General features: G+C 60.1%; 11 protein-coding genes and 2 pseudogenes. 12 read left to right on the top strand and 1 reads right to left on the bottom strand.

Going from position 1 to position 12,616, the window contains the following annotated elements; all coding sequences use genetic code 11:
* Positions 1-5: 5 nt before the first annotated feature.
* The 7 genes and pseudogenes from N018_RS02020 to N018_RS01990 all read left to right on the top strand — a co-directional run bounded on the left by N018_RS02020 (position 6) and on the right by N018_RS01990 (position 6,058).
* A complete protein-coding gene (locus tag N018_RS02020; RefSeq protein WP_025388720.1) occupies positions 6-1,253 on the top strand; it encodes an NAD(P)/FAD-dependent oxidoreductase in 1,248 nt (415 codons plus the stop codon).
* Positions 1,250-1,984, top strand: a complete 735-nt coding sequence (locus N018_RS02015) for a class I SAM-dependent methyltransferase (protein WP_025388719.1) — start codon at positions 1,250-1,252, stop codon at positions 1,982-1,984. The genes N018_RS02020 and N018_RS02015 overlap by 4 nt, the downstream gene beginning before the upstream one ends.
* Complete coding sequence (locus tag N018_RS02010; RefSeq protein ID WP_024646458.1) at positions 1,981-2,463, top strand: hypothetical protein; 483 nt, start codon at positions 1,981-1,983, stop codon at positions 2,461-2,463. Before N018_RS02015 ends, N018_RS02010 begins: the two co-directional genes overlap by 4 nt.
* A pseudogene (locus tag N018_RS02005) lies at positions 2,460-3,655 on the top strand (beta-ketoacyl-[acyl-carrier-protein] synthase family protein). The gene N018_RS02010 and the pseudogene N018_RS02005 overlap by 4 nt, the downstream one beginning before the upstream one ends.
* Positions 3,652-4,107: an ApeP family dehydratase gene (locus N018_RS02000; protein ID WP_025388718.1), complete on the top strand. Its 456-nt coding sequence runs from the start codon at positions 3,652-3,654 to the stop codon at positions 4,105-4,107. The pseudogene N018_RS02005 and the gene N018_RS02000 overlap by 4 nt, the downstream one beginning before the upstream one ends.
* Positions 4,104-4,832, top strand: coding sequence for a 3-oxoacyl-ACP reductase FabG (fabG, locus tag N018_RS01995; protein ID WP_025388717.1), 729 nt, complete (start codon positions 4,104-4,106; stop codon positions 4,830-4,832). The genes N018_RS02000 and fabG overlap by 4 nt, the downstream gene beginning before the upstream one ends.
* The gene (locus N018_RS01990; RefSeq protein WP_025388716.1) at positions 4,832-6,058 is read left to right on the top strand and encodes a beta-ketoacyl-ACP synthase; all 1,227 of its coding nucleotides are present in this window, start codon (positions 4,832-4,834) and stop codon (positions 6,056-6,058) included. The genes fabG and N018_RS01990 overlap by 1 nt, the downstream gene beginning before the upstream one ends.
* A 240-nt stretch (positions 6,059-6,298) precedes the next feature.
* Here N018_RS01990 and N018_RS01985 read toward each other — a convergent pair whose 3' ends face one another.
* Positions 6,299-7,189, bottom strand: coding sequence for a LysR family transcriptional regulator (locus tag N018_RS01985; protein ID WP_024646229.1), 891 nt, complete (start codon positions 7,187-7,189; stop codon positions 6,299-6,301).
* A 116-nt stretch (positions 7,190-7,305) separates the two neighbouring features.
* On the opposite strand from N018_RS01985, the gene N018_RS01980 reads away from it, so the two are divergent.
* The 5 genes and pseudogenes from N018_RS01980 to N018_RS01965 all read left to right on the top strand — a co-directional run bounded on the left by N018_RS01980 (position 7,306) and on the right by N018_RS01965 (position 12,615).
* Positions 7,306-8,562 (top strand): MFS transporter, encoded by a 1,257-nt coding sequence (locus N018_RS01980; protein WP_025388715.1) that lies wholly within the window; start codon positions 7,306-7,308, stop codon positions 8,560-8,562.
* A gap of 77 nt (positions 8,563-8,639) precedes the next feature.
* Positions 8,640-9,905, top strand: coding sequence for an AAA family ATPase (locus tag N018_RS01975; RefSeq protein ID WP_038400894.1), 1,266 nt, complete (start codon positions 8,640-8,642; stop codon positions 9,903-9,905).
* A pseudogene (locus tag N018_RS27160) lies at positions 9,902-9,985 on the top strand (TIGR02646 family protein); the annotation flags it as partial. The gene N018_RS01975 and the pseudogene N018_RS27160, both read left to right, overlap by 4 nt.
* A gap of 419 nt (positions 9,986-10,404) precedes the next feature.
* Positions 10,405-11,754, top strand: a complete 1,350-nt coding sequence (locus N018_RS01970) for a GntP family permease (RefSeq protein WP_025388713.1) — start codon at positions 10,405-10,407, stop codon at positions 11,752-11,754.
* A complete protein-coding gene (locus tag N018_RS01965) occupies positions 11,755-12,615 on the top strand; it encodes a MurR/RpiR family transcriptional regulator (RefSeq protein ID WP_024646234.1) in 861 nt (286 codons plus the stop codon).
* Position 12,616: the final 1 nt, after the last annotated feature.

Genomic DNA, 12,616 nt, shown 5'->3' with positions numbered 1-12,616 from the left:
CACCTGTGCCCATCATTGATAGGGAAATTCGTCAGGTCGTCGTTATCGGTGCCGGTCCGGCCGGTTCAATTGCTGCCGCCCTCCTGAAACGTCAGGGCCACGATGTGCTGATCATAGAGCGCCTGCTGTTTCCGCGCTTCTCGATTGGCGAAAGCCTGCTGTGCCACTGCCTGGACTTCGTTGAAGAGGCCGGGATGCTGGATGCCGTGGAGGCTGCCGGCTTCCAGCGCAAGAACGGCGCGGCGTTTGCGCGTGGCGAGCAGTACAGCGATTTCGATTTCGGCGACACGTTCAGTCACGGCAAGCCGACGACCTTTCAGGTGCAGCGCAGCGAGTTCGACAAGTTGCTGGCTGATCAGGCCGAACTGCAAGGTGTGGACATCCGCTATCAGCAGGAAATCATCAGCGCTGATTTCGACGGCCCGCAGCCGGTGTTGCGCGTAAAGCGTGAAGACGGCAGCGAATACAGCGTGCAGGCAACCTTCGTGCTCGATGCCAGCGGCTACGGTCGCGTGTTGCCGCGCCTGCTGGACCTGGAAGCGCCGTCGGGCTTTCCAGTGCGTCAGGCGGTGTTCACCCATGTCGAAGATCACATCGAAAGCCCGCCCTTCGACCGTCAGAAAATTCTCGTCAGCATCCATCCGCAATACAGCGATGTCTGGTTCTGGTCGATACCGTTCAGCGCGGGTCGCTGCTCGGTGGGCGTGGTGGCCTCGGCCGAGCGCTTCAAGGACAAGCCTGCCGATCTGGACGCCTGCCTGCGTGCCTTTATCGATGAAACACCACAACTGGCCACGGTACTGAAAAATGCAGTCTGGGATACACCTGCAAGGACCATCGGCGGCTATTCGGCAAACGTCAAAACCTTGCACGGCAAAGGCTTTGCGCTGCTGGGCAATGCGGCGGAGTTCCTCGACCCGGTGTTTTCTTCGGGCGTGACCATTGCCATGCGCTCGGCGAGCATGGCCGCTGGCGTGCTGAATCGACAGTTGCAGGGCGAAAGCGTGGACTGGGAAACCGAGTTCGCCATCCCTCTGAAACGCGGCGTCGATACCTTTCGCGCCTATGTCGAAGGCTGGTACGACAGCTCGTTCCAGAACGTCATTTTCTACCCCGGCAGCGCGCCGGATATCCGCCGCATGATCAGCTCGATTCTGGCTGGGTACGCCTGGGATGAACGCAATCCGTTCGTCAGCGAGCCCAAGCGACGCCTGCGCACGCTGTCGGAAATCTGTGCGGACGGTGGCTCATGAATCGGCCGTTCCTGAGTGACAGCTATGTCGAGGAAACCCGTTTCGGCCTATGGTTTCTGCGCAGCCACACCTGGCAACACCGGGTGTTGCGTGTCGCGATCGATGACCTGCGCAGCCTGTTCAGCGCCCCGCCACCTGGCGCGCCGGTGTTGCTTGACGCCGGTTGCGGGCAGGGCAAGTCGTTCCAGCACTTGAGCAAGGTGTTTGCGCCATCGAAGCTGCTGGGGGTCGATGCAGACCCGCACAGCCTGCGCATGAGCCGTCAGGAAGCAACTGCCAGAGGTATCGAGGCCGAACTGATCGGCAGCGATTGCGCCGCCCTGCAATTGCCGGACGCCAGTGTCGACCTGCTGTTTTGTCACCAGACCTTTCATCATCTGGTCGAGCAGGAAAAAGCACTGGCCGAGTTTTACCGGGTGCTCAAACCGGGCGGCTATCTGCTGTTCGCCGAGTCCACCGAAGCGTATATCGACACGTGGGTGATTCGCTGGCTGTTCCGTCACCCGATGCAGGTGCAGAAAAGCGCCGCGCAGTATCTGCAGATGATCCGTGAACAGGGTTTCGAGTTCGATGCCCGCAATGTCTCATACCCTTATTTGTGGTGGAGCCGCGCGAGGGATTTCGGTCTGCTCGAAGCCTTGAAACTGCAAAAGCCCAGGACGTTCGGCCAGCGCGAAGAAACGCTGGTCAATGTCGTGGCCCGCAAACCGCTGCAAGGTGATGCGTCATGATTCGCCTGTTGTTAATAGCCGTTCTACTGCTCGGCGGCTGTGCTGCCCAGGCACCGCTGCCGAGCACCGCACCAACGATGCAATTGCCGATGCAACTGCACATCGACCGCCGCCAGGCCGATCAGCGTCAGGACTGGATGCTGATCATCCAGCGCGAAAACGCCGGGCTGCGCTGGTCGATGATGGACCCGCTGGGCATTCCTCAAGCACGTCAGTTGCTGATCAACGGGCAATGGCAAGCCGACGGCCTGCTGCCGCCCAACCCGGAAGCACGCGAGCTGTTTGCCGCGCTGATGTTTGCCATGACGCCGGACCTGGAAATGCGTGATCGTTACCCCACTGCGTTTCGCCAGGGCATGCAACGCCGTCTGGATGATCGCTGGCTGGTGGAATATCAATCGGCCAACGCGTTCACCCTTCGCCTCAAGGACGGGCTGAGCTACCGGGTGACGCCGTTGAACGGCGAGGCAGCACCATGACCGCTTACCTCAATGCGCTGGGCGTAATCTGTTCGCTGGGCGCGAGCCGCGGAGAGGTGTCGTGCAGGCTATTTGCCGGTGACAGCTCGGGGATGGTCGTCGAAAGCGGTTGGGTGCCCGACCGCGCGCTGCCGGTCGGCGCGGTCAAGGCAACATTGCCCGCCATGCCGCCCGCCATGAGTGCGCAGCACAGTCGCAATAACCAGTTGCTGCTGGCCGCTGCCTTGCAGATCGAAGACGACATTCGTCTGGCCATCGAGCGCTACGGCGCTTCGCGCATTGGTGTGATCATCGGCACCAGCACCTCCGGCATCGATGAAGCCAGCAGCAGCATGGCCATCTGGCTGCGTGACAAGGCGTTTCCCGAGCATTACAACTATCAACAGCAAGAACTCGGCGCACCCGCCAATTTCCTCGCCAACTGGCTGCAATTGACCGGCCGGCCTACGTCATTTCAACGGCCTGCACCTCCAGCGCGCGGGCCTTGCTCAGTGCCCGGCGGGCGCTGGACATGAGCCTGTGCGACGCCGTGCTGTGTGGCGGCGTGGACAGCCTGTGCAAGCTGACGTTGAACGGCTTTCTGTCGCTTGAAGCTATGTCCTCACAGCTCTGCAACCCGTTCTCCAGCAACCGTGACGGGATCAATATCGGCGAAGCGGCGGCGTTGTTTCTCATGACCCGCGAAGCCAGCGGCACGCACTCGATTGCGCTGCTGGGCGCGGGCGCCAACTGTGACGCTCATCACATTTCCGCCCCGGAACCCAGCGGGCGCGGCGCTCGGGATGCCATGTTGCAAGCGCTGCACAATGCGCGTCTGGAGGCGGCTCAGATCAGTTACCTGAACCTGCACGGCACGGCCACGCCGCTTAATGATGCGATGGAAAGCCTGGCGGTGCAGGCGGTGTTTCCGGACGGCGTACCCTGCTCGTCGACCAAACCGCTCAGCGGACACACGCTGGGGGCAGCAGGGGCGCTTGAAGTCGCGTTCTGCTGGCTGAGCCTGGCACCGCACAACAGCGAACAAGCCCTGCCCCCGCACGTGTGGGATGGCGAGGCCGATCCGCTCTTGCCTGAGCTGCGCTGGACAGCACCGGGGACACGCATGACACCTGCCGGCGCTCGCTACATGATGAGCAATTCCTTTGCCTTCGGCGGCAATAACATCAGCCTGATTATCGGAGATGCCCCATGACCGAGTGGTCGCTCGCCGAACTCATCCCCCATGCTGGCGACATGATCCTCATCGATCAGGTACTGGCGTTTGACGAAGAGCAGATTCAGACCCGCCTGACCGTACGCGCCGACGGCCTGTTCAACCAACCGGACGGCAGCCTGCCCGCCTGGCTCGGCGTGGAGCTGATGGCACAAAGCGTAGCGGCTTACGCGGGCTGCCAGGCGCGCAGCAAGGGCGAAGCGGTCAAGCTGGGGTTTCTGCTGGGCAGCCGCAAGTTCGACTGCAACGTAGACCGCTTTCCGCTGGGCAGCGAACTGCATATCCACGCGGTGCGTTCCCTGCAGGACGACAGCGGCATGGGCGTGTTCGAATGCACGATCACTGGCCAGGACATCACAGCGTTTGCCCGCCTCAATGTATATTGCCCACCCAACACTGCTGACTATCTGGCTGAAGGAGCCCCGGCATGACTGAATCGATACTGGTCACCGGCTCCAGCCGTGGCATCGGCCGCGCCATTGCCTTGCGTCTGGCGCACGCCGGATACGACCTGATCCTGCATTGCCGCACCGGGCGCAGTGAAGCCGAAGTCGTGCAGGCCGAGATCATCGCGCTGGGCCGTCAGGCGCGGGTGCTGCAATTCGATGTTTCGGACCGTGCGGCCTGCAAAGCGATTCTCGAAGAAGACGTGGAAACCCACGGCGCGTATTACGGCGTGGTGCTCAATGCGGGCCTGACCCGCGACGGCGCCTTTCCAGCGCTCAGCGATGACGACTGGGATCAGGTGCTGCGCACCAATCTGGACGGTTTCTATAACGTCCTGCACCCGCTGACCATGCCGATGATTCGCCGTCGTGCGGCGGGCCGCATCGTCTGCATCACCTCGGTGTCGGGCTTGATCGGCAATCGCGGTCAAGTCAATTACAGCGCCTCTAAGGCAGGCCTGATCGGTGCCGCCAAGGCGCTGGCCATCGAGTTGGGCAAACGCAAGATCACAGTCAATTGCGTCGCACCGGGGTTGATCGATACCGCGATGCTGGACGAAAACGTTCCCGTGGATGAACTGATGAAAATGATTCCGGCACAGCGCATGGGCACCCCGGAAGAAGTGGCTGGCGCGGTGAATTTCCTGATGTCGGCGGAAGCCAGTTACATCACTCGCCAGGTGCTGGCCGTCAACGGGGGACTGTGTTGATGAAGCGCGTGGTGGTCACCGGCATGTCCGGCATAACCTCGGTGGGCAGCGACTGGCCCACCATCAATGCGAGCTTCACCGCAAACCGCAGCGGTATCCGGCGGATGGACGAGTGGGAACGCTTCATTGAACTGAACACTCGGCTGGCCGGACCTATCGATGACTTCGCCGTGCCTGCGCACTGGACGCGCAAACAATTGCGCAGCATGGGTCGCGTATCACGGCTGGCGGTGGCCGCCTCGGAGCAGGCGCTGATCGACGCCGGACTGCTGAATGATCCGATCATCCGCGACGGCCGGATGGGCACCGCCTGTGGCTCGTCCACCGGCAGCACCGACGAGATCAAGGCGTTCGGCAACATGCTGATCAACTCGGTGGCGCTGAACCTGAACGCCAACTCGTATGTACGCATGATGCCGCACACGACAGCGGCCAATATCAGCATCTTTTTCGGTCTGACCGGACGGCTGATCCCGACCTCCAGCGCCTGCACCAGCGGCAGCCAGGGCATCGGCTATGCCTACGAGGCGATCAAGTTCGGGCGTCTGCCGCTGATGCTGGCGGGCGGAGCGGAAGAACTGTGCCCGACCGAAGCGATGGTGTTTGACGCGCTGTACGCCACCAGCCTGAAAAACGATGCACCGCACACCACACCGCGCCCCTACGACAGCGGGCGCGACGGTCTGGTGATCGGCGAAGGTGGCGGCATGATGGTGCTTGAAGAGCTTGAACACGCCCAGGCACGTGGCGCGACGATCCATGCCGAAATCGTCGGCTTCGGCAGCAACGCCGACGGTGCACACAGCACTCGCCCGGAGCAAGCCACCATGCGCCGCGCCATGGAGCTGGCCCTGGAAGATGCCGGTTTACCGCCCGAAGCCATCGGCTACGTCAACGGCCACGGCACCGCCACCGAACAAGGCGACATCGCCGAAACCCTGGCCACCAGCAGCCTGTTCGGACCACGCATGCCGCTCAGCTCGCAGAAAAGCTTCCTCGGCCACACACTGGGTGCCTGCGGCGCACTGGAATCATGGTTCAGCATCGAAATGCTCAACAGTGACCGGTACATCCACACGCTGAACCTGACCGACATTGACCCGGAGTGTGGCGAACTGGACTACATCGTCGGCGAACCCCGGCAGATAAGTAACGAATACGTGATGAACAACAATTTCGCCTTTGGCGGGGTGAACACCTCATTAATCTTCAAGCGCTGGGGTTGAGACCTCGCACACCAGGGCATGAGGAACGAGAATCTCAATTCGTGCGGTGCCCAGCGTCGGCATGCAGTTCTGGACGCTCTGCGTCTGATATGAACAAGAGGCGCGGCGCAGATTTGTGACGCAGAGCGTCACCCAAGGCATGCCCACGCAGAGCATTGGCACGAGAGGCGTTCTCTCGATCGCCTCTTGTTCCTCACGCTCCGCGTAGAAATGCCGTTCTGGACGCTCTGAGTCCGATCCTCACCCGACGTTGCGCGTTAACAGCTCGGTAAACGCCTTGGCCATGGGTGACTGTTCATCCTTGCGCTGCACCAGCCACACGGCGCTGGTCGCGCCGGGGTCGAGGACGTTGCGGTAGACCACGCTGTCGATACGCATGCGCCGGTAGGACGCAGGCAGAACCGTGACACCCAACCCAGCCGCGACCAGACCGATGATGGTCATGACTTCGCCCGCTTCCTGGGTGATCAACGGGCTGAAACCTGCGGCGCGTGCAAGGCTCAGGACCTGCGCGTAGATGCCGCTGCCATAGGTACGCGGAAAGAACACGAACGGCTCGTTGGCCAGTGCCGACAGGTAGATCCCGTCCTCGCTGCCCGCCGCCAGCGGATGGTCAGCGCGCATGATTGCCACCAGCGGCTCGTTCAGCAACTCGAACACCACCAATGAGTCGGGCAACGCCAGCGGGCGCATGATGCCGACCTGTATGGTTTTGTCCTCAAGACCTGCGGCCACTTCCTGGCTGGTGATTTCGCTCAGGGTCAGGTGGACGTCAGGGTAGGCCTGGCGAAACGCAAAGATCGCCTGCGGGATACTGGATGTGAAGGGCGCCGACGAGGTGAAGCCAATTTTCAGCTCGCCGATTTCCCCCAGTTGCGCACGCCGGGCGACATCAGTGGCTTTGTCGACCTGCGCCAGCACCAACCGTGCCTCATCCAGGAACAGCCGCCCCGATTCGCTCAGTTCAACCCGCCGATTAGTGCGGTCGAACAGGCGCGTTCCCAGTTCCTGCTCCAGCGTCTGGATCTGCTGGCTGAGCGGCGGCTGTGAAATCCCCAGCGTCTGCGCTGCACGGCCGAAATGCAGCTCTTCGGCAACCGCAATGAAGTAACGCAGATGGCGCAATTCCATGCGGCCTCCATTAAGTCGTTTTACCTATCAAACAGGTCGAACAATATATTGGATGGAATGATTGGCGGGCTATATGATTTTTCCATTGCCTGCCCAATCGTGCCCCGAGGTCTCCCTTGAATCCTGCCGTCGCCCCGCACACCACCACCCTGAATACGCCCACCCAGCCGTCTGGCGACAGCTACATCGAAAAGAACACGCCGCTGTTCAAACGCACGGCACTGGCACTCTTCGCTGGCGGGTTCTCGACCTTCACCCTGCTGTATTGCGTACAGCCGATGATGCCGACATTGTCCAGCGAGTTCTCGCTCTCGGCAGCCCAGAGCAGCCTGATCCTGTCGGTCGCCACAGCAATGCTCGCCATCGGCCTGCTGATCACCGGGCCGATATCAGACCGGCTCGGCCGCAAGTCGGTGATGGTCATGGCACTGTTCTGTGCATCGCTGTTCACCATCGCCAGCGCCTTGATGCCCAGTTGGGAAGGCGTGCTCATCACCCGGGCACTGGTCGGCCTGTCATTGAGTGGGCTGGCGGCGGTGGCGATGACGTATCTGAGCGAGGAAATACACCCCACGCATTTGGGCCTGGCGATGGGGCTGTATATCGGCGGCAGTGCGGTCGGCGGCATGAGCGGCCGATTGATCGTCGGGGTTCTGATCGACTATGTAAGCTGGCACGCGGCGATGCTGGTGGTCGGCGGGCTGGCTTTGATCGCAGCCGTGGTGTTTTGGAAAATCCTGCCGGAATCACGCAACTTCCGTCCCCGCTCGCTGCATCCTCGCAGCCTGCTGAATGGCTTTGTCGTGCAGTTTCGGGATGCCGGGCTGCCGCTGCTGTTTCTGGTCGGTTTCCTGCTGATGGGCGCCTTCGTCACACTGTTCAACTACATCGCGTATCGCTTGCTGAGCGAGCCGTACAACCTGAGCCAGGCGGTGGTCGGCGTATTTTCGGTGGTGTATCTGTCCGGCATCTACAGCTCGGCAAAGATCGGTTCACTGGCCGATAGACTGGGCCGCAGGCAAGTGCTGTGGGCCGTGATAGTCATGATGCTGGCAGGCTTGATCCTGACGCTTTTCACGCCGCTGCCGCTGGTTATCCTCGGCGTACTGATCTTCACCTTCGGCTTCTTCGGCGCTCACTCGGTGGCCAGCAGCTGGGTAGGCCGCAGGGCCACAACAGCCAGAGGTCAGGCCGCGTCACTTTACCTGTTCTGCTATTACGCAGGCTCCAGCGTGGCCGGAACCGGCGGCGGCGTGTTCTGGCACTACGCGGGTTGGAACGGCATCGGGCTGTTTATCGGCGTGCTGCTACTCATTGCCTTGGGGGTGGCGTTGAGGTTGGCGAGATTGCAGCCGCTGAGGACCAAGGTCTAGTCACATATCAGGCACTGGCGGATGAGGTAAGCCAAGGTACACTGGCGCATCCGCCAGTTCTGGTAAAGGAACCCGACATGCGCCTCGACCATCTCCACCTGCAGAATTTTCGTTGTTACGAAGATGCTCATTTCGACTTCCAGCCGGGGTTCAATCTGGTGGTGGGGGTCAATGGGAGCGGGAAGACGTCGTTGTTGCTTGGGGCGGCGGGATGCTTCGGGAATTTACTTGGGAGCATAGGCATCCATCAACCATCGATAGCTGAGTCCGATGTTCGGTTCGAGTTAGTAAAGTTCGAAGACAGGATTCGTTTTGAGCGCAGCTATCCTCTTGTATTGACTGCCCAAGGTGGTGCGTTTGAGCGTCAGAAATGGCAAGTATCGCTAGAACGCAACAGTCTTAAGACAAATTTCAGTGCACTAAACAGTCTCGTATTCTCAGAAAATCTGATCAGCATCGATGGCACTACTCATGTGGATTTGCCTGTATTCGCCGTCTATCAAGCCAATCGACGCTGGCTGACGATGAATGTAACCGCTGAGCTTGCTGCACAGAGCAAACCATCAAGGCTGGATGCGTACACCTCTTTGTTCGATGCCGCTTCCAACTTGAAAAACTTTGAGACCTGGTTCATTGGCAAAACGCTGGAGCGTTTTCAAAGGCTATCCCGAGCAGGTTCTTCCAACGTTTTCAACGACGAACTGACCTGGATAAACTCAGCCATCCAATGTGCACTTCCTGACGCCAAGGGAATAGAGTACGACATGGAGTTACGTGCGTTGGTAGTCGATATGAATGACCAACAAATCCCGTTCAACGACCTGAGCGACGGGCAACGCGGAATGGTCGCACTATTTGCAGATATCGCTCGTCGTATCTGCCTGCTCAACCCTCATATGGGAAAAGACGTACTGACGCAGACAAACGGCATCATCGTGATCGATGAACTGGACATCCATCTACACCCTGGCTGGCAACGCACTATTGCGCCAGCGCTGAAAAAAGCATTCCCAAAGGTACAGTTCATTGCGGCCAGCCATTCGCCCCAGATCATTGGCAGCCTGCAACCCGGCGAAGTCATCCTGCTGAATAACCACGGCAGCTCTCACCCAAGAGCAACCTACGGCCTGGACTCCAGCAGCATCCTGGAAGAGGTCATGGGCGTGTCGCAGCGCGAGCCCGAAATTGAAGCGTTGCTCGACGAGCTATTCAGCACACTGGAAAACAACGAGCTTGAAAAGGCCAGGCTGCAATTAGACGCTTTGAAGAAGAAAGCGCCCGATCTGCCCGAGTTCGCAGGCGCGGAAGCACTGCTCAAGCGCAAGGAGCTCATTGGCCGATGAGACGCGTAATCAAGGGAACTGAGCCTGCGTCATTCACCGAATGGAAAGACAGCGCAAACGAAGACTGGACGCCCACCTACTCATAAGCAGCGCCAGTACTGCCGAGCTGACGTACCTCATAGAAAGACTGCGCTCGGGAGCAGCCAATCCAATCGCCTTTGGCCACGTCGTTGCCCGCTATGCGGAGCAATTGCTGGCGTCGTAAAAGGTCCACTCGTAAAAATGCAGGACGGGGCGGCGCACGGGCACTTTCCTGTTGTTCATCGGCATGCCACGAAGAAAATTATTTTCATATATTTGTTTATATTTAATTTTCGTGTAATTTATTTTCATCACGAAAACAGAGATAAAAACAATGAATACCTGTGATCGCCCTGAAACCTTGCCGCTCCCTTTTCTTGCGTCATCCCTGCCGAGTACTCACGGGTCGCCTCCAGGCTGACGGCTTCAGCCGTTGGTGTTGCGTCCTCGCCCCTCTACTCTGCAAGGAACCGTCGCTATGTCGCCGTCACCCGGTATGTCGCTGTTGGTCTACGCCGCTGTCGCAATCATTGCTTTGATCGTGCTGATCGCACGCTATCGTCTCAATCCGTTTATCGTCATCACGCTTGTTTCGGTCGGTCTGGCGCTGGTTGCCGGAATGCCAGCCACTGGCGTGGTTGCCTCGTATGAGGCAGGGGTTGGCAAAACACTGGGGCACATCGCGCTGGTCGTTGCACTGGGCACCATGCTCGGCAAGATGATGGCCGAGTCCGGCGGTGCCGAGCAGGTGGCGCGCACCCTGATTGACCGCTTCGGTGAACGCAATGCGCACTGGGCCATGGTATGCATTGCGTTTCTGGTGGGCTTGCCGCTGTTTTTCGAGGTGGGCTTCGTCCTGCTGGTGCCGATCGCCTTTACCGTAGCGCGCCGTGTCGGAGTGTCGATTCTGATGGTCGGCTTGCCGATGGTCGCCGGTCTGTCGGTCGTGCACGCGCTGGTGCCGCCGCACCCTGCGGCGATGCTGGCTGTTCAGGCGTATCAGGCCTCGGTCGGGCAAACCCTGTTCTACGCCATTCTGATCGGCATACCCACGGCCATCATTGCCGGCCCGGTGTATGCAAAGTTCATTGTGCCGCGCATCCATCTGCCCTCCGAAAACCCGATGGCAAAGCAGTTCCTCGACCGCGAACCACGGCAAAAACTGCCCAGCTTCGGCTGGGCCATGGCAACCATTCTGTTGCCGGTGGTGCTGATGTTACTGGGCGGCTGGGCCAACCTGATCAGCACGCCAGGCAGTTCCTTCAATAGCTTTCTTTTGTTCATCGGCAACTCGGTGATCGCCCTGCTGCTGGCCACGCTGCTGAGCTTCTGGACGCTGGGCATAGCACAGGGCTTCAATCGCGACTCGATCCTGAAATTCACCAATGAATGCCTCGCGCCGACCGCCAGCATCACCTTGCTGGTCGGTGCCGGTGGCGGTTTGAATCGCATCCTGATCGACAGCGGCGTGACCAACCAGATCGTTGGTCTGGCGCAGGACTTTCATTTGTCGCCGTTGCTGATGGGCTGGCTGTTCGCGGCATTGATGCGCGTTGCGACGGGCTCGGCGACGGTGGCGATGACCACCGCATCAGGCGTCGTCGCACCGGTCGCGATGGGACTGGGCTATCCGCACCCTGAGTTACTGGTGCTGGCAACGGGCGCAGGCTCAGTGATCTTTTCCCACGTCAACGACGGCGGTTTCTGGCTTATCAAGGAATACTTCAACATGACCGTAGCGCAAACGTTCAAGACCTGGACGGTACTTGAGACGCTGATTTCCATCGTCGCCTTTGCCTTGACGCTGGGCTTGGCACAGGTACTGTGAGTGGACATTCTGTACCAGATACGTGCCCGTCAGGAGTCACTCAGCGCGGGAGAAGGCCGAATCGCCAGGCTGTTGCTCAGCGATATTGCCTTTGCTGCAAGTGCCAGTCTGGATGAGCTGGCCAGCCGTGCCGAGGTCAGCAGCGCGACGTTGTCGCGCTTCGCACGCAGCATCGGTTGCCGGGATTTGCGCGACTTGCGGCTGCAACTGGCGCAGGCCAGCGCGGTCGGCAGCCGCTTTCTGAAGCCAGAACAGGCTCCGGAACAGTCGGCCTTTTTCACCCGGATTGTCGGCGACATCGAAGCAACGTTGCGTCAACACCTTGCCGGGTTTGATGCGTCGCGCTTTGCGGCAGCCGTGGCATGTGTCGCCGATGCGAGCATGATTCACGCGTTCGGCATGGGCGGTTGCTCCAGCCTGTGCAGCGAGGAACTGCAAACCCGGCTGGTGCGCCTGGGCTTTCCGGTGGCCGCCTGCCGCGACCCGGTGATGATGCGCATGATTACCGCCACGCTTGGCCCGCGACACAGCTTGATTGTCTGCTCGCTCAGTGGCCGTACACCAGAACTGCTCGACGCGGTAACCCTGGCGCGCAGCTATGGCGCGCGCGTGCTGGCTATAACCTTGCCCGACTCACCGCTGGCGCAACTGGCCGAGGTGGTGTTGCCGCTGCAAATTGCTGAAACCAATTTCATCTACAAACCCACGGCAGCACGTTACGGCATGCTGCTGACTATTGATGTGCTGGCCACTGAACTGGCGTTGTTGAACCCTGAAGACAATCAGGAACGGCTGCGCCGGATCAAGCTCGCGCTGGATGAATACCGTGGCGGCGAAGACGGCCTGCCACTGGGAGACTGAA

The organism is Pseudomonas syringae CC1557 (assembly GCF_000452705.1).
Classification (GTDB): Bacteria; Pseudomonadota; Gammaproteobacteria; order Pseudomonadales; family Pseudomonadaceae; genus Aquipseudomonas; species Aquipseudomonas syringae_F.
Note: the sequence above shows the minus strand (reverse complement) of the source record. Positions and strands in the feature narration are given on the sequence as shown.